At 56.1% G+C, this 19,249-nt stretch carries 19 protein-coding genes; 8 read left to right on the top strand and 11 right to left on the bottom strand.

The genetic code is table 11. The annotated features are described in order from the left end of the window. Nucleotides 1-190 precede the first annotated feature (190 nt). The 4 genes from MMW58_RS00245 to MMW58_RS00230 all read left to right on the top strand — a co-directional run bounded on the left by MMW58_RS00245 (nt 191) and on the right by MMW58_RS00230 (nt 3,750). Entirely contained in the window at nt 191-505 is a 315-nt protein-coding gene (locus MMW58_RS00245; protein WP_041143294.1) for a PTS sugar transporter subunit IIB, read from the top strand. A gap of 11 nt (nt 506-516) precedes the next feature. Further along, entirely contained in the window at nt 517-1,842 is a 1,326-nt protein-coding gene (locus tag MMW58_RS00240) for a PTS sugar transporter subunit IIC (RefSeq protein ID WP_241722564.1), read from the top strand. 133 nt (nt 1,843-1,975) lie between these two features. Continuing rightward, a complete protein-coding gene (locus tag MMW58_RS00235; RefSeq protein ID WP_041143296.1) occupies nt 1,976-2,278 on the top strand; it encodes a PTS lactose/cellobiose transporter subunit IIA in 303 nt (100 codons plus the stop codon). A gap of 92 nt (nt 2,279-2,370) precedes the next feature. After that, entirely contained in the window at nt 2,371-3,750 is a 1,380-nt protein-coding gene (locus tag MMW58_RS00230) for a carbohydrate porin (RefSeq protein ID WP_133600233.1), read from the top strand. An 82-nt stretch (nt 3,751-3,832) separates the two neighbouring features. Here the strand turns inward: MMW58_RS00230 and nepI are convergent, their stop codons facing one another. Both nepI and MMW58_RS00220 read right to left on the bottom strand, forming a co-directional pair. After that, entirely contained in the window at nt 3,833-5,026 is a 1,194-nt protein-coding gene (gene nepI / locus MMW58_RS00225; RefSeq protein ID WP_133600234.1) for a purine ribonucleoside efflux pump NepI, read from the bottom strand. Between the two features lie 176 nt (nt 5,027-5,202). Continuing rightward, a complete protein-coding gene (locus MMW58_RS00220; RefSeq protein WP_041143299.1) occupies nt 5,203-5,655 on the bottom strand; it encodes a DUF1198 family protein in 453 nt (150 codons plus the stop codon). A 534-nt stretch (nt 5,656-6,189) separates the two neighbouring features. Here MMW58_RS00220 and MMW58_RS00215 point away from each other — a divergent pair. From MMW58_RS00215 to MMW58_RS00205, 3 genes are read left to right on the top strand one after another with little or no spacing between them, the layout of a single operon-like run. Then, the gene (locus MMW58_RS00215) at nt 6,190-6,750 is read left to right on the top strand and encodes a type IV secretion protein Rhs (protein WP_241722563.1); all 561 of its coding nucleotides are present in this window, start codon (nt 6,190-6,192) and stop codon (nt 6,748-6,750) included. After that, nucleotides 6,747-7,076 (top strand): putative T6SS immunity periplasmic lipoprotein, encoded by a 330-nt coding sequence (locus tag MMW58_RS00210; protein WP_241722562.1) that lies wholly within the window; start codon nt 6,747-6,749, stop codon nt 7,074-7,076. The genes MMW58_RS00215 and MMW58_RS00210 overlap by 4 nt, the downstream gene beginning before the upstream one ends. A 2-nt stretch (nt 7,077-7,078) precedes the next feature. Continuing rightward, a complete protein-coding gene (locus MMW58_RS00205; protein WP_241723789.1) occupies nt 7,079-7,570 on the top strand; it encodes an Hcp family type VI secretion system effector in 492 nt (163 codons plus the stop codon). A gap of 88 nt (nt 7,571-7,658) precedes the next feature. On the opposite strand, the gene uhpT is transcribed toward MMW58_RS00205, so the two are convergent. The 7 genes from uhpT to rbsK all read right to left on the bottom strand — a co-directional run bounded on the left by uhpT (nt 7,659) and on the right by rbsK (nt 16,068). Beyond that, nucleotides 7,659-9,050 carry a hexose-6-phosphate:phosphate antiporter gene (gene uhpT, locus MMW58_RS00200; RefSeq protein ID WP_133600235.1) on the bottom strand — a complete coding sequence of 464 codons (1,392 nt, stop codon included), beginning with the start codon at nt 9,048-9,050 and terminating at the stop codon, nt 7,659-7,661. A gap of 213 nt (nt 9,051-9,263) precedes the next feature. After that, nucleotides 9,264-10,592: an MFS transporter gene (gene uhpC, locus MMW58_RS00195; RefSeq protein WP_241722561.1), complete on the bottom strand. Its 1,329-nt coding sequence runs from the start codon at nt 10,590-10,592 to the stop codon at nt 9,264-9,266. A gap of 9 nt (nt 10,593-10,601) precedes the next feature. After that, complete coding sequence (gene uhpB / locus MMW58_RS00190) at nt 10,602-12,083, bottom strand: signal transduction histidine-protein kinase/phosphatase UhpB (RefSeq protein ID WP_181955454.1); 1,482 nt, start codon at nt 12,081-12,083, stop codon at nt 10,602-10,604. A gap of 17 nt (nt 12,084-12,100) precedes the next feature. Next, entirely contained in the window at nt 12,101-12,694 is a 594-nt protein-coding gene (uhpA, locus tag MMW58_RS00185; RefSeq protein ID WP_133600238.1) for a transcriptional regulator UhpA, read from the bottom strand. 82 nt (nt 12,695-12,776) lie between these two features. After that, nucleotides 12,777-13,793: an aldose 1-epimerase family protein gene (locus tag MMW58_RS00180; RefSeq protein WP_241722560.1), complete on the bottom strand. Its 1,017-nt coding sequence runs from the start codon at nt 13,791-13,793 to the stop codon at nt 12,777-12,779. An 11-nt stretch (nt 13,794-13,804) separates the two neighbouring features. Continuing rightward, nucleotides 13,805-15,121, bottom strand: a complete 1,317-nt coding sequence (gene fucP / locus MMW58_RS00175; protein WP_045853770.1) for an L-fucose:H+ symporter permease — start codon at nt 15,119-15,121, stop codon at nt 13,805-13,807. Nucleotides 15,122-15,147: 26 nt separating this feature from the next. Continuing rightward, complete coding sequence (gene rbsK / locus MMW58_RS00170) at nt 15,148-16,068, bottom strand: ribokinase (protein WP_241722559.1); 921 nt, start codon at nt 16,066-16,068, stop codon at nt 15,148-15,150. A 335-nt stretch (nt 16,069-16,403) separates the two neighbouring features. On the opposite strand from rbsK, the gene MMW58_RS00165 reads away from it, so the two are divergent. Beyond that, complete coding sequence (locus tag MMW58_RS00165; RefSeq protein ID WP_241722558.1) at nt 16,404-17,195, top strand: DeoR family transcriptional regulator; 792 nt, start codon at nt 16,404-16,406, stop codon at nt 17,193-17,195. A 1-nt stretch (nt 17,196) separates the two neighbouring features. Here the strand turns inward: MMW58_RS00165 and ilvN are convergent, their stop codons facing one another. Together ilvN and ilvB are read right to left on the bottom strand one after the other, a co-directional pair. After that, nucleotides 17,197-17,487 carry an acetolactate synthase small subunit gene (gene ilvN, locus MMW58_RS00160; RefSeq protein WP_041143308.1) on the bottom strand — a complete coding sequence of 97 codons (291 nt, stop codon included), beginning with the start codon at nt 17,485-17,487 and terminating at the stop codon, nt 17,197-17,199. 3 nt (nt 17,488-17,490) lie between these two features. Next, nucleotides 17,491-19,179, bottom strand: a complete 1,689-nt coding sequence (ilvB, locus tag MMW58_RS00155) for an acetolactate synthase large subunit (protein WP_133600241.1) — start codon at nt 19,177-19,179, stop codon at nt 17,491-17,493. Nucleotides 19,180-19,249 lie beyond the last annotated feature (70 nt).

The following is a 19,249-nucleotide window of genomic DNA, read 5'->3' as shown; positions in this document are numbered from 1 at the left end:
CCGATTTTCCGTTTCATGGAAAATCATCGCAAAAACCACGGAATTATGTGAGCAGAATCTAATTAATCAGCCCTTACACCGTTAGTTCTTGACGGTTATCACAGTTCTGTTTTTTATAAATGGAAACCGGTTTCCGTCTGATATCAAATCATCCACGCAATAACTTTTTACATATTGAGGATGAGTGTCGATGTACAAGATTATGCTGTGCTGCTCTGCGGGGATGTCCACCAGTCTGCTGGTCAGGAAGATGGTCGATGAGGCGAAGGAACGTAACCTGCCGGTGCAGATAGACGCCTATGGCGTTTCCGAATTTGACATGCAGTTTCCGCAATACCAGGTGGTGCTGCTCGGGCCCCAGGTAAAATACATGCTGAAAACATTATCTGAGAAAGCCGCTTCCCTGAATATTCCGGTCCAGCCGATAAACGCCATGGACTACGGAATGCAGCGGGGAGATAACGTCCTGGATTATGCTCTGTCGCTGATAGCAGCGGCGCATTAAGAGGTGTGCAAATGAGTTCTCTGTATCAGTCCATGATTGCCGTGATCGAGCAATCTATTACTCCGCTGGCAGGACGCCTTGGGCAGCAGAAATACGTTATCGCCATCCGCGATGGCTTCACTGCCGCATTGCCGTTTATGATCATCGGCTCTTTCATGCTGGTATTTATCTTTCCTCCTTTTTCACCCGACACCACCAACGGTTTTGCCCGCGGCTGGCTGGATTTCTCACAGCAGTATCGTGAGCAGCTGATGCTGCCGTTTAACCTGAGCATGGGGGTCATGACCTTCTTTATTTCCGTCGGCATTGGCGCCAGCCTCGGCCGCCAGTTTCAGCTCGACCCGGTGATGTCCGGCCTGCTGGCCTTTATGGCTTTCCTGCTGGTCGCGGCGCCCTACGCCGACGGCAAAATTTCCACCCAGTATCTGTCAGGTCAGGGGATCTTCACCGCCTTAATTACCGCTATCTACTCCACCCGCATTTACGCATGGCTGAAGCAGAATAATATTACTATCCGCCTGCCGAAAGAGGTGCCCACCGGCGTCGCGCGCTCGTTCGAAATCCTGATCCCGGTGCTGGTGGTGATCGGTACGCTGCATCCGCTGAACCTGTTTATCGAAGCGCAAACCGGCATGATCCTGCCGCAGGCGATTATGCACCTGCTGGAGCCGCTGGTGTCGGCCTCCGGCTCCCTGCCGGCAATCCTGCTCTCCGTGCTGATGTGCCAGATTTTCTGGTTCGCCGGGATCCACGGCTCGCTGATTGTGACCGGGATTATGAATCCGTTCTGGATGGCGAACCTGTCGGCAAACCAGGCGGCACTGGCCGCTGGCGCCGCGCTGCCGCACGTTTACCTGCAGGGCTTCTGGGACCACTATCTGCTGATTGGCGGCGTGGGTTCGACGCTTCCGCTGGCATTCCTGCTGCTGCGCAGCCGCGTAGCGCACCTGCGGACCATCGGCAAAATGGGCATCGTGCCAAGCTTCTTCAATATTAACGAACCGATTCTGTTCGGGGCGCCGATTATCATGAACCCGATGATGTTTATCCCGTTCGTGTTCGTACCGATGATCAACGCGGTGCTGGCCTACGGCGCAACGCGTCTCGGCTGGCTGACGCAGGTGGTCTCGCTGACGCCGTGGACCACGCCGGCCCCTATCGGCGCCTCCTGGGCCGCCAACTGGACCCTGAGCCCGGTGGTGATGTGCGTCATTTGCATGGTGATGTCAGCCGTCATTTACCTGCCATTCCTCCGCGCCTATGAACGCTCATTAATGAAAACTGAAGTCGAAAAAGCCAAAGCCGCCGTTCCGGTTGCTGAAACAGTCAGTCAGTAATAGTCGGGAAATACGCTCTTAGCTGTATTTCCCGGAGCGTCCGATAAAAATAACACCGTCATCAGGAATTATGCGGGAAAGGGATTTTCGCCGTACGCTTTAAATAATAAAGTTAATGATCTCAGGAACTATTATGATTGAATTAGAAGATGCGGTAATGGAAATTATCGTGAATGCGGGACAGTCACGCTCATTATGTTTCGAAGCGATTCACGCTGCCCGCCACGGTAATATTGATGAAGCTAAACTGCTCCTTAATGAAGCCGACGGCTACGCCCGTCGGGCGCACCAGATGCAGACCCAGCTTATCGAGCAGGATGCGGGCGAGGCGCGCCAGCCGATGACGCTGATTATGGTCCACGCTCAGGACCATCTGATGAATTCGCTGCTGGCTCGCGAGTTTTCACAGGAAATTATTCACTTATACCAACGTTAATATATAAACGCCATCCCCTAGCTCACCCTTTATATTAACCGGGGCGGGATGGTTATTATCTTAATATATAAATTATTACCAGCGAGATAATTATGAATAATGTAAAAATGCTGCCATTAGCCATGGCGGTCGTTGCCGCACTGTGCCCAATTTCTGTATTAGCACAAGATTTTACTCAGCAACAAATCGACGCCATTGTGGCGAAAGCCGTGGATAAAGCGCTGGCCGACCGTCAGGCCAAAATCGATGCTGCCGCCGATAAAAAGGTGGACGTCATCACCAACCCGCAGACCACCGCAGCCTCACCGGATATGGCTATTCCATTCGGCCTGAAGTTTAGCGGCTACGCCCGCTACGGCGCCCAGTTCCAGACCGGTGACCAGAAGTTCGTCGGCGTCGACGGCTCCTACAACGGCGCGTCGGCAATCGGCCGTCTCGGCAACGAAGGCAACGGCGGCGAATTCCAGATCACCAAAGCCTTTAAGAGCAGCCAGGGCGCTATCTGGGATATTAACGTTATGTTCGACCACTGGAGCGACGAAGTTAACCTGAAAAAGGCCTACGTCGGCGTCACTAACGTCCTCGAATCAAACCCCAACGCCTATATCTGGGCCGGTCGCGACTTCCACCAGCGTCCGCAGCAGGGGATCAACGACTACTTCTGGATGAACCACGACGGCCAGGGCGCCGGGGTGAAAAACTTTGATATCGGCGGCGTGCAGTTTGACGTGGCGGGGGTCTCACAGGTTGAGTCCTGCAGCCCGGAGGTGATGGCCGATGAGTCCAACCCGTCGCGCATCACCTGTACCGGCGGCTCGGGCACCGGCGATGACGGCCACTACGCGCTGACGTCAAAAATCCACAATATCAAGGCTGGCCCAATCGACGTTGAGGTGTACGCCAACTACGGCTTTGATTCAAAAGCGGTGGATAACGACGCGCAGCTCGATGCCTGGCAGGGCGGCCTGGTGCTGAGCCATACCAACGACGGCGGCGTGAACAAGGTTATCCTGCGCTATTCCGATAACGCGGATAACAGCGTCTATAACAAAACCGACGATCTGACCGCCATCTACGCCAGCTTTGAGGGCAGCCACAAGTTTACCCGACAGGCGCAGGTGGAGTATCTGCTGGCCTTCCATGACTACGACAACGGCAAGGACAATACCGATAACCGTAAAAACTACGGCGCGATTATCCGTCCGATGTATTTCTGGAACGACGTGCATTCAACCTGGCTGGAAGCCGGCTATCAGCGCGTTGACTACGATCGGGGCGGGGATAACCACGGCTGGAAGCTGACGCTGTCGCAGAACATCGCGATTGGTATGGGGCCTGAGTTCCGGCCGATGCTGCGCTTCTACGTCACCGGCGGCCAGGTGGATAATAAACATACCGCTAAGGTCAACGGCACCAGCAGCGACCAGCTGGACTCGCTGAACGTCGGCGGCATGTTTGAGGCCTGGTTCTAAGTCAGAAAGCAGTCCCGGGTCGCGGCGTGAATGCCCGGCCCGGGTTTGGTTGCCCGGCCGGCGCTGCGCCCCGGGGCTTTTTTTATGCCGAAATCCGCACCTTCGTTGCCACCAGCAGCCCGGTCAGCAGCATCAGGGCGCCCGAGATAATCAGCGGCGACAGCAGGCCCAGGTGGTCGAGCGCCACGCCGCCAACAGCGGCCCCGCAGGTATTCGCCAGCTGAATCACCGCGACCTGGATCGAACCGGCCTTTTCCGCCTGATCTGACAGCGAACGGGTGATCCACGTTGACCAGCCCACCGGGATCAGGGCAAAAGCAAAGCCCCAGATAATCGCCACCGCGGAGGCCACAATCTGACTTTCTCCCCACAGCACCAGCACCGCCGCGCTGGCCGCCAGAACCAGAGGCGCCGTCGCTAAGGCGGTTTTCACCGATCGCTTCAGGAGCATCGACGACAGCGAGGTCCCGACAAAGCTGGCAATCCCAAAGCTCAGCAGCACCAGCGTCAGGCCATCAACGTCAAAGCCCGCGAGGGTCATATAGACCGGACGAATGTAGGTAAAGAAGGAAAACTGGCCGGCGAAGGCCATGAAAATAGCGCACATCCCGGCCATTACGCCGGGACGCTTCAGCAGACTCAGCATGTTTTGCTGCTGATGCGGCGCTTCACCAGGCAGCGAAGGCAGCACCTTCAGTACCCAAATCGTGCACAGCACGCCCATTACCGCCGCCGCGTTAAAGACGTTGCGCCAGCCGATAATGCCGCCGAGGAAACTGCCCAACGGCGCGGCAATCACCAGCGCAATCGACACCGCCCCGAAGATAACCGACAGCGCTTTTGGCACCACCCGCATCGGAACCAGGCGCATGGTCAGCGACGCCGACATCGCCCAAAATCCCCCTAGCGCCAGCCCCAGGCAGGCGCGACCTACCAGCAGCAGCCAAAAGCTGTTGGCAAAGGAGACCAGCAGGCAGGAGAGCGTCAGCAGCACGGAAAACAGGATCACCACGTAGCGGCGATCGGTGGTGCGGATCAGGGACGTAATAAACAGGCTGGCAAACATCGCCACAAACGCGGTCGTGGTGACCGACTGTCCGGCCATCCCCTCGGAAATGCCTAAATCCTGCGCCATCGGCGTCAGCAGGCTCACCGGCAGGAACTCAACGGTTATCAGGCAGGCGACGCAAAAGGCCACCGCAAAAACCGCCGACCAGTTTGGCCGTGAAACTTCATTGGTCTGCGATTTGCTCGTGGTGCGGATATGTTCTGTCATGGCGTAACCTGAAGCTAAAAACGTACGGAAAAGCAGCGCAGTCTATCATCAAAACTGTGACGAATTTAACGTTTTGACAACTTTTCTTTCATTACCACGCTCAGTCAGATAGCCACAGCGTAATTCATGGATAAATTCAACGACGAGGCAGATGGGAAGCGCAATGACTCGTGATATTAATGCAGATAAAACACCCCCTCTTCCGGCAGGAAGAGCTGGTTATAGCGCAGCTGGAAAGCGTTTAGCTCCTGCGGATCGGGCTCTATTTCGCGCATAAAGCCAAGCGTCAGGCGGATTTGCGCATCGGTGATTGGCGCGGCAAGCCGGGCTTTACGCAGCAGACGGTACCAGCTGTTCAGATTCTCTTCGCTGCCATCAACAATACAGACCTGCCAGATTAGCAGCACCTGCGCGGCATTCTGCAAATGGGCCTCATCGGGGCGCTCAAGGTAGCGAATAAACTCGGTTCCAGCCGTTTTACCAAACTGGTCGATCATCGACTCAATCGCAACCGGCGTGATACCCAGTCGTTCGTTTAAGCGTTTGATCGCCCGGCGGGAATCAGAGGTCAACACCCGAAATCCGACCACAAACACCACGCCAAGCGTTGCCAGTATTATCCAGACCATACGTTCTCCTTAAATCAGCCGCTCATCATAGCGGGAAACATCCGGTCTCGACAGCAGGCAGCGCCAGATTAGTGAACTGAAAAAAGGGAAAAAACGACATGCAGGCAGGCCTGCGGACGCAAGCCCTTAACCGGCTAAATTCGGGGATGACTAAGGAGCGGCAGCAAGAAACCCGCCAACGGCAGTCGGCAAAAACGGGAGAAACGGGAGAAACGGGAGAAACGGGAGAAACGGGAGAAACTCATTGTTAGTTTCATGACGAGTTTTATTTCTCGCTATATCATTTCAATTTATAATACTGCTCAACAACCCATACATATCTTTTATAAGATACGCCCTCCCTGACTCGTTTCAATACGCCAACTTATTATTGATCCTACCAGACATACATTTTTATTAGTGATACCTTTATAATATCACCACTATCTTTTCACCTTAATTTTAAGATTATTCGCGTAAATCTCTTGTCCTTTGCTATTAACTTCAGGAGTAGCATCAATGTAAATATCAATAAGGGATTAGGAGGATATTGAATTGCCTGTAGATGAAAGAATAAAACCGACATCAGGAACCGCGATAAATCCAGGTGGCGTAAGACAGCTAACAATTGGTGAGATCGCTCTGGCGAAAACGCTTTTTGGCGAAAGCCTCAACTATAGTCGAATTTGGGTACATCGTGAAAGCTACTTACCCTTTAATCTTCAACCCGTTGATGTGGCTATGACCCCTAACGGTGAACTATGGTTCAGAGAAGAAACGTATTCACCAGATTTTTCATTAGAGCAAGAAATCTCAAAAAAACATAGATTCATGCATGAAATGGTTCATGCATGGCAAGCACAAAAAGGCATGTTTGTCAGGACAAGAGGTTTATTCTCTCGCTTCGCTGATTATAGCTACAGTCTGGATAAAGCGGATTTTCTCCATTATGGTTTAGAGCAACAAGCATCCATCGCCAGTGATTATTGGCTATTAATTAATTATGGTTTCGAAGGTAACTACGGATTATATGAATATCGTGATTATACGTCGAATAAGTCTCCTTATAATTTAATTTATAAATATAAATCCGTCATGAAAGGATTCCCGGGATGAAAAGAGTCGCCATTGCCCCTTTAATCTTCCTTCTTTCGGGCTGTCCAGGAGGTCAGCTAGCCCCTTCTCAGCGTAGCGTCTTTGTTCATGGGAACACCCTTTGCTTTAGTGTAAATAAAAATGACACTTTAGAACATTACAATATTTATTATTACCCAAGAGGCCACTATACGGTTATTAAAAGTGATGACCAAATAAATTCGTCCTACCCCAACACATGTTTTAAATTTAAATTTAAAAATGGTTATCAATACAACATCTATTATGGCCTAAACGGCAAGCAGTACATAGACTCATTCTTTATTGATCGCGATGGGAGATTATGAAAATGTCATTACCAGCGTATTTATTTTTATATGACGAGAGTGGAGTTCAGGTAAAAGGCGACTGTCTGATGCCAGGTAGAGAAGGCGCCATTGAAATCATGAACAGTAGCTACGGCGTCAGGCAAGGTGTAGATAGTATTACTGGAAGCATGACAGGGACACGACAGCACGATCCTGTTACCGTCCATAAACAGTTAGATAAAACGAGTCCATTTTTTGCTATTGCTGTTTGTGAATCCAAACGCTTACAGAAAGCCGTAATTAAATATTATGCGATTATAGAGGCAGGTGTTGAAGTAGAACTATATAAAATCACATTAGATAGCGTAGTTATTTCTTCGGTTGATTTTACGCATGTCTATTATCCGGGTAGCTCCTCTCCGAATATGCATGAAGTTATAGGATTAAGATTTAGAGGGATTGAATGGAACTATCTTAGTGGGAATATAAAGTACGATGATGCATGGATGAAGCCATCAAAAAACCATCGGTAGGTCAGAAGAGGCCTAAATTCCCCTCTTGCACAGCAGGAATAAAAAAGCCCGGCGGGAAGGCCGGGCAAAGTTACCCATACCTGATGCCTCAGGCGGTCTGCAAACTCTGTTTCTTCTTCTCGCGGCGAATTTTACGTTCTTCAAATACCGCGACGATGGCCATCAGGCAGATACAGCCAATGGCCGCCGCGTCCAGCGCGGCAAAGGTGCCCGCCCAGCCGGTGAGGCCGAAGACCGGCGTGCCGTCGGCAATCATCCCGAGGCCCAGCTTGGCGAAGCTGTCGCCAATCAGATAGGCGAAGGTACCTTTGATGCCGTCCGCTGCGCCAATCGCTTTTTTCGGCACAAAACCAACGGCCGCGACGCCAATCAGCAGCTGCGGGCCAAAGACTAAAAAGCCGAGGGCAAACAGCGACATCAGATAGACATACTGATTACTGGCATGCTGATAGACGCCGAGCGTCGCAATGATCAGCGCCAGCGCGACGCAGGCAACCAGCGCCCGGCGGCCGTTGGCCAGATCCGACAGCCAGCCCCACAGCAGGGTGCCGACCAGCGCACCGACTTCAAACAGGGTAAAGCCCTGAATCGCCACCTCTTTTGACAGCTTCAGCTCCTGGAATGCGTAAACGGTTGACCACTGGTCGATGCCGATACGCACCACATAGAGGAAAATATTGGAGAAGCACAGCAGCCAGATAACTTTGTTTTTCAGCACGTACTCGACGAAGATCTGCCACTTGGTCATCGCGCTATCTTCGGTTTCTTTATCCTCTTCGCTGATCTCCTCCCCGAACAGCTCTTCGGCATTGCCGAGACCGTAGGATTCAGGGGAGTCGCTGCCAAAACGCAGGCCGATAAAGCCCACGACCAGCGCGATAATCGACGGGAAGATAAACATCCCGATGACGTGGCCGTCGAACAGGTAGTTGGCGCCAAACAGCGCTACCCCTGCCGCGCCCGCGCCGCCGAGGTTGTGGGAGATATTCCACATCCCGAGGTACGATCCGCGCTTGCGTCGCGGCGTCCACTTGGTAATCGTCGAGTAGCTGCACGAGCCGCCGGTGCTCTGGAAGAAGCCGCTCAGCGCGTAGAAAGCGATCATCAGGAACAGGCTGGTCGACCCGGCGCCCATACTGGCGCTGAAGCCGAGCATACAGATGGCGGAGAGGATCAGCATAAACGGCAGGAACTGCTTGGTATTCTTGCCGTCCGCGTAGTAGGAGACCAGCGTTTTACCCACGCCGTAGGTGATGGAGAAGCCCAGGCCAATCATCCCCAGCTGCGTCATGCTCAACCCGTAGGTCGAAATCATGTCGTTTTGAGCAATGTTAAAGTTCTTGCGGATCAGATACATGGTCAGGTAGCCGATGAAGACCACCAGATAGGACTGCATGAACGGTTTAAACCACATCTTGCGCCGCACGTCGAGCGGCAGATCCAGGGTCGGTTTACGTACCTGGTTTAGAAAGGCCAGCATAGGACACTCCAGGTTTTCCCTTGATGCCTCAGGCCTCAGGTACGTTGGCGACGCTCGCCTGCCGCCTTCCTGCAACATGAATTATTTTGGGAAAATGATATTGAATGACCGCTATTGTAAAAACTGGCCGTACGGCTTGCCTGAGACAGCGTCCAGGTGAAACCGGGAAAATGTCTTAGTTTTGCCGCACTCGGGGCAAAAAGGAGAGCCAGGTCACGCTTCGCTGGCGGTTCTCGGCGCCTGGGCGTTTAAAAACGGCAGCAGCAGCAGCGCCGAAATGCCGGCGGCGATGGTAATCACCACAAAAAAGCCGCTCCAGTGCCAGACGTCCATCACCTGCGCCAGCGGCCAGCCGGAGAGCGAGGCTCCCAGATAGGCAAATAGCCCGACAAACCCGGTTGCCGCGCCCGCCGCGTCCCGATGTGAGCACTCCGCCGCCGCCATGCCGATCAGCATCTGCGGGCCGAAGACAAAGAAGCCGGTGGTAAAGAAGCAGGCGGCCTGCATCACGTAGCTGGCAAACGGCATCAGCCACAGGCCGCCCACCGACAGCATTATCCCGGCGGCAAAAATCAGGTTCATCGGCCCGCGGTTGCCGTTGAACAGCTTATCCGAACCCCAGCCGGCCACCAGCGCGCCGATAAACCCGCCCAGCTCAAACATGGTCACCGCCGAGTTGGCGGTCACCAGATTGACCCCCAGGGTCTCCGACATGTAGAGATTGCCCCAGTCGTTAATCGCCGCCCGCACCACGTAAACCAGCACGTAGCACAGCGACAGCAGCCAGATATAGGGGTTCGTTAGTACGTACTTGTAGAGGATCTCCCTGCGCGTCAGGCCCTGCCCCTCCTGCTGCTGGGCGATCTCCAGCTCATCGTGACGCCAGTCGCCTACCGCGGGCAGCCCCACCGCCTGCGGCCGGTCGCGCAGCCGCCAGCAGAGAAACAGCCCGGCGAGGATTGCCAGCATCCCGGCAATCATCATCCCGGCGCGCCAGCCGTAGTGCAGCGCCGCGGCGCCGATGACCATCGGGATCAGCGCGCCGCCGACGTTGTGGGCGGTGTTCCACAGCGCCCACCAGCCGCCGCGCTCGGTACGGGAGTACCAGGACGTCAGCAGACGGGCGCAAACCGGCGAGCCCCAGCCCTGGAAAAAGGCGTTCAGCGCCCACAGCAGCGCAAAGGCCCACAGCGAGGTGGAAAAGCCGAACAGGATATTGACCACCCCGGTCGCAATCAGGCCGAGGCCCATAAAGTAGCGGGCGTTGGAGCGGTCACTGACGATGCCGGATAAAAATTTAGACAGCCCGTAGGTGATGTAAAACAGCGTCGCCAGCAGGCCGATATCGCTGCGGGTCAGCACGTTGCTGGCGAGAATCTCCGGCACCGCGGCGTTGAAGCTTTTGCGCGTGAAGTAGAACAGCGCGTAGCCCAGCCAGATGGTCAGCAGAATATGGCGCCGCCAGTAGCGATAGCGTTCGTCGAGGGCCTGCTTATCGGCTATCGGCGCGGCGTCAGGGGGAGATTTCATAAAGGTAAACATCTTCGTTCCTCAGGCGTAGCGCAGCGGCAGGCTGACGCAGACGCGCGTGCCGTGGGTGCAGGAAATGGTTAAGGTCCCGCCCAGCGCCGTCACGCGCTCGCGCATGCCGATCAGGCCAAAGCCGTGCTGTCCGGTGCCCGGCGGCAGCCCGCTGCCGTCATCCTCAAGCACCAGCATCAGCCGCTCGTCCTGCTGCCAGCCCTGCAGCGTAACCGCGCTGGCGCTGGCGTGCTTAACGATATTGTTCAGCCCCTCCTGGCAGACGCGGAACAGGGTAACGCGCTGGCTCTCACTCAACGCGGGTTCATCGATGCGCCAGTCGAGGTGGCTGACTATCCCGCGATCTTCGAGCTCCATTTCGCGCATCAGCGAACGTACCGCCTGTTCAAGGGTCAGATCGTCGAGCTGCCGCGGGCGCAGGCGCCCCAGCAGGCGGCGCACCGAGTCATACACGCCCAGGGAGAGCTGCTCAATCAGCTGGCTGCTCTGCCTGACGCCGCCGTTCTCCGGCGCCAGGCGCTGGACAATCCCGGCCTGGGTGCGGATGGCGGTGATGGTCTGACCGATATCGTCATGCAGTTCGCGCGCCACGTCGCGGCGCACGCTCTCTTCGGTTTCCAGCAGCCGCTCCGCCAGCCGCCGGTTGCGCGCCAGCTCGCTTTGCAGCGACTGGTTCAGCTCACGCAGGCGCTGAATGCCGGCCCCCAGCAGCAGCCCGGTCAGGCTTTGCGCCAGCAGGGAGAGCAGCAAATCAACCGGATGGTCGTGCCAGGTCTGGCTGGCGATCAGGGCAATCGCGTTCATCAGGGCGGCAATCAGCGCCCCCTGCCAGCCGTAGTGCCAGGCCAAGGCGATAATCGGCAGCGCCAGGCAAAACGGCGTAAAGCGGGAGAGCTCGGCGGGCAGCCCCAGCTGCAGCCAGAGGCTGACCATAAACAGCAGCAGATACCAGATCAGATGCCGCCCGCGCCAGTTCACCGGCTGCGAAACCAGCGCCGGCCCCAGCGGACGCCAGACGGTGCTGGTGAGGTAGTGCCAGATGACCAGGCAGGTTGGCGCCAGCGTCAGGCCGCCGGTCAACGTCAGCAGCAGGGCGTTGAGCCCTTCGCTTCCCTCGCCGAGCCACGGCAGCGATTGCAGCAGCGCGGCGGCAATCAGCGCGCCCCCCTGACGCAGCAGGGTCAGCCAGTCGCGCTGCTGGCGATAGCGCGAAATCAGCGCCACCGGCAGCAGGGTCAGCAGGCTGCCGATCGTCAATATTATCGGATGGGCCAGCGCCACTTCCTGCGCCAGCCAGAAGATCAGCAGCCATTCCGCTCCCAGCAGCACCGGCCAGTAGCCGCGCGGGCACTGCAGCATCAGGCCAAGGCGTAGACCGAAGGGAAACAGCAGTACCGCGAGATCCGGGCGCGCAACCACGTGCAGGCTGATGCTCCACAGGCAGAACCACGCGGCGGAGAAGATAAAGAAGCAGCCGACGACCGAGAGCAGCCGCGAGAACAGCGCTTTCACTGCCAGCTATCGAACATGCGCCGCGCCAGCTCAACGTCGTTGCTGACGCCCAGCTTTTCCAGCAGGTTAGCGCGATGAACGTGGACGGTCTTTGGCGATAGCCCAAGCTCGGCGGCAATCTCTTTCACCGCCATCCCCTGGGCCAGCTTTTCCGCCACCTGCCGTTCGCGCCTGGTGAGCGGGTCCTGGCGACCGGCCGCCAGCTTCATGGCGATATCCGGCGTCAGGTAACAGCCGCCGGTCGCCACCGTGCGGACGGCGGCAATCAGCTCATCCGGACTGCAGCGTTTGGAGAGAAAGCCCCGGGCGCCGGCATTCAGCGCCTGCTCCACCAGCGCCGGGCTGTCGTGGACCGAGAGCATAATGGTCGCGATGCCTTTGGGCAGCTGGCTCAGCAGCTCGAGGCCCGATATATCCGGCATCGAAATATCGCAAATACAGACCTGCACGCCGCGGCCCGGCAGACCTGCCAGCGCCTCGCGGCCGGAGCCGAACTCCGCCACCACCTGGAAATCGGTTTCCAGCCCCAGCAGCTGCGCAAAACCGGAGCGGACGATGAGATGATCGTCAATAAGGGCAATGGAGGTCATGGCGTTTCCTGGCGGATAAAAAAACGCGCTTACCTTAACGATAAGCGCGCTGCTGTTCAAGCCTTGAGCACTATTATACCCATCAGCCGCCGATGCCGGTGGCCACGCTGAAGGTGCGGGTCTCCTGCGGAGCCAGCGAGATCAGGCTGCCGTTACGCTGCGCCGCCAGGAATCCTTCGGGACGACAGGTGGCCGGTAGCGCAAAAGCCGCCACCTGCTGATCGCCGTTATAGAGGATCCAGCGGGTCACATAGTTCAGCTCCGCGCTGGAGAAGCGGGTGATGAACGTGGTGCCATCCGGAGCCGTCATGCGAAATTCAGGCCTGTCGGTGTAGCGATCCAGCCTGTCGGCGAAAAAGACGATTTCCGGATCGTAATAGTCCGGCTCGTTCAGCGCGGCCAGCGACGCCTCCCCTTGCAGAATGCGCCGGTTGAACGCCAGCCACTGCTCGGTCGGATGCACGTGGCCCGGTATCGACTCCCGCAGCGCGAGCGCGTCGTCGGGGATATTCTGGCTGAAGCTGGCCCCGGCCACATAGGCATAGTTCATATGGCACATATACTGGAGCGGCATCGCGACGGAGGCGAGGTTGGTGACCGCCATGTGAATATCAAAGAGCGCGCTCCCTTTATGCAGATCCACCGCGGGCTGCGCCCGATAGTGATGGCCGAAGCCCATCACGTATTCATAGCGTCCCGTGACCCGCAGGCTCTCCTCCTCCAGCTCCAGCCAGGCTTCATCCATCGCGGCGCAGGCCATCTCGCCGTGCAGCGGATGCACGTCTTCCGGCGAAGGGCAGCCGTTCGCCAGCAGCCCGGAGTGGAAGGCGAAGCAGCCGTAGGTGGCCACCACTTCCGCCGCCGGCTTCGGCTCGCTGAACATATTGCGCATCGTCAGATCGTGACCATCGAACTCCGCGTCCCAGATCATTTGCCCCAGCCAGGGCAGAATGATCAGGTGGCCGCGCGAGTTCTCTACCCGCAGGCCCTCTACGCCGCTGGCGTAGCGGAACGCGGTGACCGTAAAGGCATCGTTTGCCAGCAGGACGCGAGGGTGCTCGGTAAACAGCTGACGCCATAGGGTTAATCGTGTCGTCATGATGATTCTCCTCAGGAGGCCGTCGCTTCGGTCAGCGCACGGCGCGCTTTGCACTCACGCCAGAAGTAGACGCCCACGTAGATGAAGCACAGCATCGGCACCAGGAACGACACCTGCAGGGAGTGGAACATGTCCGCAACGTAGCCCTGAATCGCCGGCACCACCGCCGCGCCGATAATCGCCATCACAATCACCGCTCCGGCCATTTCGGTATGCTCGTTATCAACCGTATCGAGGGTCCCGGCATAGATGGTCGCCCAGCAGGGTCCAAACAGGACGCTCACCAGCACCGCCACGTATACCGCGCTGAAGCTCGGCGCCAGCGCCACGTAGGCAAGGAACAACGCGCCGATCGCCGAGTAGATAATCAGCACTTTTTCCGGCGTGAAGCGCGTCATCAGAATGTTGGCGATAAACTTGCCGATGAAGAAGCAGGCGAAGCTGTAGACCATAAAGGTTGAGGCATCGCGCTCGTTGATATCCCCCAGCTCCAGCGCCAGGCGGATCGTGAACGACCAGACGGTGACCTGCATCCCGACGTAGAGGAACTGGGCGATAATCCCGCGACGGAAGCGGGCGTTGCTCGCCAGGTAGCGCAGAGTGTCCAGCGCCGACGGACGCTTATGGTTCGCCGTCTGCGCCACTTTGCAGGTCGGGAAGCGGGTCAGCAGGAACAGCACCATCACCACCACCAGTACCATGATCATGTACTTGTAGGGCTCAAGGGTGTTTTCCAGCATCAGGATTTTAAAGTTATGGATCTGCTCGGCGTTCATGCCCGCCATCTGTTTTTCGAGGCTTTCACCATCGGAAAAGACCAGATATTTGCCCAGCAGGATGCCGGCCGCGGCGCCAATCGGATAGAAGGTCTGGCTGATATTCAGGCGTAAGGTCGCCTGCGCTTTTGGCCCGATCATTGAGCTGTAGGTGTTCGCCGCCGTCTCAAGGAAGCTCAGGCCGATAGCGATGGCGAAAATCGCGGCCAGGAACATGGTGTAGGTTGCCATGTGCGAGGCCGGGAAAAAGAGCGTACAGCCGACGATATAAAGCGTCAGGCCGGTTAAAATCGCCACCTTATAGCTGGTTTTTTTAATCACTAACGAGGCTGGAATGGCAATTAAAAAATAACCGCCATAAAACGCGCTTTGTACCAGCGCCGAGGCAAAGTTACTCAGCGCAAATACGCTTTTAAACTGAGTTATTAAAATATCATTTAATGCCGCAGCGCATCCCCATAGCGGGAATAAACAGGATAACAAAATAAACTGGAACAGAGGGGTTTTATTCAGATAGCCGTCGGCCATCTGAACGATATTTTTATCGTTCATAGTGCTACCTTTTACAGTGCAGTGGGTTATTCGTTTAACGCCAGATATTCATTGAATTGCTCAATGCTGGGATAAGACGATTGGGTACCTTTGCCGGTAACGCTGAAGGCGGCAAAGAGCGAGGCTTTTTTCATCGCGGCTTCAACATCGCCGCTCTGGACGTAGTAATGCGCAAAACAGCCGATAAAGGCGTCGCCGGCGCCGCTGGTATCAACCGCGCTGACCTTAAACGCCGGAACGTGAACGTCCCGATCGCGCGTCATCCATAGCGCACCTTTCTCACCCATGGTGACAATAATATTGTTAAGCCCTTTTTCGACGAGGCTGCGGGCGGCGGAGCGAATATTATCGTAAGTATCCACGGGCAGTCCGGTTAATATTTCCAGCTCGGTTTCATTAGGGACGAAAAAGTCACATTTGCAGGCGTAGGACATATCTAATTCACGCAGCGCCGGCGCCGGATTTAATAACACTTCAATTCCGTGTTTTTTACCAAATTCAATGGCGTGATAAACCGTTTCCAGCTGAACTTCAAGCTGTAAGACAATCAGCTGACACTTTTTTAAATCTTCGGCAGCGCGATCGATATCCTCCGGGGAGAGAAACTTATTGGCGCCTTTAATAATCAGAATACTGTTGCTGGAGTTGGCGTTAACAAAAATCGGCGCCACGCCGCTGCTGGTGCAGGGGACTTTTTCAACATAGGTCGTATTAATGCCCCAGGATTCCAGATTGCGAATCGTGTTATCGGCAAAAATGTCGTCCCCAACCTTGGTCAGCATCAGAACTTTGGAGTTAAGCTTGGCTGCCGCGACGGCCTGGTTGGCGCCTTTACCGCCGCAGCCAATTTTAAAAGAGGGCGCCTCGAGAGTTTCCCCCTCTTTTGGCATCTGATTGGTATAGGTGATCAGATCCACCATATTTGAGCCGATAACCGCGATATCCATTTTACTACCTCTTAGAAACAATCACATAACAATGATATTATAGTAACATTATCATGTTACTTCCGTATCATTTGTGACCATGATCGCGATTGCAGAATCACAGGCTGTTTATTTAACAGCCACCTCTGTTCAGCCGCTCGGCATGCCCGTAAAACAACAAGTCCGAGAAATAAACATAACGTACTGAAAATAAAATACTTATAATTTAAGAGGTGCGATCTTACCCGCTTTTAATTCTTGATAGCCCACAGTATAGTAGTGTGAATGCAGAATGTTTCGACGAACGAAAAATGTTACTAAAGGAACATTTTCGCCCAAACTTGCGGAGAAGGTGAATGGAAACAAAGCAAAAAGAACGTATCCGGCGTCTGATGGAGCTGCTCAAGAAAACCGACCGCATCCATCTCAAAGAAGCCGCACGGATGCTGGAAGTTTCGGTGATGACCATTCGTCGGGATCTCAGCCTCGAGAATGACCAACCGCTGCCGCTGACTCTTCTGGGCGGGTACGTGGTGATGGTGAACAAACCCTCATCGCCCTCGGTCAGCGCTCCGCCGGCGGGCAAAAGCCCCCACCACCGGGACGATTTATCCGTCGCCATCCTCGCCGCCGGGCTGGTAAGCGAAAACGACCTCGTCTTTTTCGATAACGGCAGCGAGATGCCGCTGGTGATCGGCATGATCCCGGATGACATTACCTTTACCGGAATTTGCTACTCGCACCGGGTGTTTGTGGCGCTGAATGAAAAGCCTAACGCCACCGCGATCCTCTGCGGCGGCACCTACCGGGCCAAGAGCGATGCGTTTTATGATGCCAGCAACCCCTCGGCTCTCGATTCGCTGAATCCGCGAAAGGTGTTTATCTCCGCCAGCGGCGTGCACGAACATTTTGGCGTTAGCTGGTTTAACCCCGACGATCTCACCACTAAACGCAAGGCGCTGGATCGCGGGTTACGCAAAATCCTGCTCGCCCGCTACGGGTTGTTCGATGACGTCGCGCCCGCCAGCATCGCCCCGCTATCGGCCTTTGATGTCCTGATCAGCGATCGTCCCCTGCCGGCAGACTACGCGCTGCACTGCCGGAACGGGTCGGTAAAAGTCATCACGCCGGATTCGACGAGCGACTAGCTCACTCGAAAAAGACGGCGATTTTATTAAACATGGAAGGATCGGACTGATTGCGCGTCACCTTCTCGACGTCTTCCAGCTTATCGATTTGGCTGATCATCTGCTCGAGACGCTGGTCGTTATTGACCAGCAGCCAGATGTGGCTCTGATTGCTGTTTTGAATCGGCAGGCAGAGGATGCCTTCCACGTTGAAGGCACGACGGGCGAACAGGCCGCAAACGTGGGTCATGACCCCAGGGTGGTTGCGTACGGTGAGTTCCAGAATAACGTTGTCATGAGTCTGCTGTTGCATGGTTTATTCCCCCACCATTTCTGTATTTGCCGCACCCGGCGGTACCATCGGATAGACTTTTTCTTCGGCATCGATTCGCACATGAATCAGCGCCGGGCCAGGACGGTCAATTATCGCCTGCAGCGCCGCCTGCGGATCGGCTTCATGATTTAAGTCGCAGGTTTGCAGGCCGAAGCCGGCGGCAATCTGCATAAAGTTAATCATCCCCGGATAGGTGGCGGCAAACACGCCCTGCGGGTAGAACAGGCTCTGTTGCTGATGCACCAGGCCCAGCGCTTCGTTGTTCATCAGAATAATTTTTACGTCGAGCTGATTTTCAGCGGCGGTGGCCATCTCCTGAATGTTCATCATCAGGCTGCCGTCGCCGGAGAAGCAGATAACCTTCCGCTGCGGGTTCGCCAGGGCTGCGCCAACCGCCGCCGGCAGGCCAAAGCCCATAGTGCCCAGGCCGCCTGAGGTCAGCCACTGGCGGGGGCGATTCAGCGGATAGGCCTGCGCGGTCCACATCTGGTGCTGGCCCACGTCGGTGGTGATAATCGCTTCATCATCCACGCAGGCGGCGACGGCATTGATCAAACCGTAATGAGAGAGCGGGTCCTGCTGCTGCGGGATGGTGCACGGGAACTCGCGCTGCAGGTCGGCAACCAGCTGGCGCCACTCATCCCGCGGCTGCGCTGCAACCTGCGGAATCAGCTGCGCCAGAACCTCGGCAACATCGCCCTGGATAGCCACGTGCGGCTGTTTGATTTTACCCAGCTCGGAGCGGTCGATATCGACGTGAATAATCTGCGCATTCGGGCAGAACTGCTCGGTTTTACCAATCGCCCGGTCATCAAAACGCGCGCCTAAAACAATCAGTAAATCAGCTTCCTGCAGCGTAAAGTTGGTGCTACGCGCACCGTGCATGCCGAGCATGCCCAGCGACAGCGGGTGCGCCTTCGGCAGCATGCCCAGCGCCATCAGGGTCATGGTGGTCGGCAGGTTGGCTTTTTCCGCCAGCTGGCGAACCTGCTCCGGAGCATTAATCACCCCGCCGCCCAGATAGAGCACCGGGCGTTTAGCGGCATTAATCATCGCCGCCGCTTCGCGTACGCTGGCGCCGTCAAACTCAGGCGCCGCCGCGCGAACGCCGGGATCGGGTAATGCATCCAGCTCGATGGTTGCGGTCTGCACGTCCTTAGGAATATCTATCCACACCGGCCCCGGGCGCCCGGACTGCGCAATACGAAAAGCGTCGCTTATCACCTGCGGCAGCTCGGCAATGTCGCGAACCAGGTAGTTGTGTTTAGTGATGGGGATAGAGATGCCGTAGGTATCGACTTCCTGGAACGCATCGGTGCCGATCATTGAGGCCGGCACCTGGCCGGTAATGCAGACTAGCGGGATTGAATCCAGACGCGCGTCGGCGATGGCGGTGATCAGGTTCGTCGCCCCCGGGCCGCTGCAGGCCATACAAACCGCCGGCTTGCCCTCGGTGCGCGCCATGCCCTGGGCGATAAATCCGGCCCCCTGCTCGTGACGCGCCAGAATATGGCGAATCTGCTTGCTTTGGCTTAACGCGTCGTAGACCGGCAGAATGGAGCCGCCCGGAATACCCGTTACCGTGGTGATCCCCTGACGTTCCAGTAAATGAACAACTAACTGCGCGCCGGTAAAGCGCATTTTGTGTGATGCTGTGCCCGAACTTGCCATGCTCCAGTCCTTTTATTCTGAGCCGACCTACCGGGCGAGGGTCGAAAAAAAACCCCGCTCGGTTTGCGCC

The sequence above is a fragment of the Klebsiella sp. HC6 genome (genome assembly GCF_022605325.1).
Lineage (GTDB): Bacteria > Pseudomonadota > Gammaproteobacteria > Enterobacterales > Enterobacteriaceae > Klebsiella > Klebsiella terrigena.
This window is presented reverse-complemented; position numbering and strand designations above follow the sequence as displayed.

Excerpts from the sequence above, each read along its gene's own strand:
- MMW58_RS00165 (WP_241722558.1), top strand. The coding sequence starts at position 16,404 with ATGGAAACAAAGCAAAAAGAACGTATCCGGCGTCTGATGGAGCTGCTC.
- fucP (WP_045853770.1), bottom strand. The coding sequence starts at position 15,121 with ATGAACGATAAAAATATCGTTCAGATGGCCGACGGCTATCTGAATAAA.
- MMW58_RS00210 (WP_241722562.1), top strand. The coding sequence starts at position 6,747 with ATGAAAAGAGTCGCCATTGCCCCTTTAATCTTCCTTCTTTCGGGCTGT.
- MMW58_RS00240 (WP_241722564.1), top strand. The coding sequence starts at position 517 with ATGAGTTCTCTGTATCAGTCCATGATTGCCGTGATCGAGCAATCTATT.
- uhpC (WP_241722561.1), bottom strand. The coding sequence starts at position 10,592 with ATGTTTACCTTTATGAAATCTCCCCCTGACGCCGCGCCGATAGCCGAT.
- MMW58_RS00230 (WP_133600233.1), top strand. The coding sequence starts at position 2,371 with ATGAATAATGTAAAAATGCTGCCATTAGCCATGGCGGTCGTTGCCGCA.
- MMW58_RS00180 (WP_241722560.1), bottom strand. The coding sequence starts at position 13,793 with ATGACGACACGATTAACCCTATGGCGTCAGCTGTTTACCGAGCACCCT.
- MMW58_RS00205 (WP_241723789.1), top strand. The coding sequence starts at position 7,079 with ATGTCATTACCAGCGTATTTATTTTTATATGACGAGAGTGGAGTTCAG.
- MMW58_RS00220 (WP_041143299.1), bottom strand. The coding sequence starts at position 5,655 with ATGGTCTGGATAATACTGGCAACGCTTGGCGTGGTGTTTGTGGTCGGA.
- uhpA (WP_133600238.1), bottom strand. The coding sequence starts at position 12,694 with ATGACCTCCATTGCCCTTATTGACGATCATCTCATCGTCCGCTCCGGT.
- ilvB (WP_133600241.1), bottom strand. The coding sequence starts at position 19,179 with ATGGCAAGTTCGGGCACAGCATCACACAAAATGCGCTTTACCGGCGCG.
- MMW58_RS00245 (WP_041143294.1), top strand. The coding sequence starts at position 191 with ATGTACAAGATTATGCTGTGCTGCTCTGCGGGGATGTCCACCAGTCTG.
- MMW58_RS00235 (WP_041143296.1), top strand. The coding sequence starts at position 1,976 with ATGATTGAATTAGAAGATGCGGTAATGGAAATTATCGTGAATGCGGGA.
- ilvN (WP_041143308.1), bottom strand. The coding sequence starts at position 17,487 with ATGCAACAGCAGACTCATGACAACGTTATTCTGGAACTCACCGTACGC.
- nepI (WP_133600234.1), bottom strand. The coding sequence starts at position 5,026 with ATGACAGAACATATCCGCACCACGAGCAAATCGCAGACCAATGAAGTT.
- rbsK (WP_241722559.1), bottom strand. The coding sequence starts at position 16,068 with ATGGATATCGCGGTTATCGGCTCAAATATGGTGGATCTGATCACCTAT.
- uhpT (WP_133600235.1), bottom strand. The coding sequence starts at position 9,050 with ATGCTGGCCTTTCTAAACCAGGTACGTAAACCGACCCTGGATCTGCCG.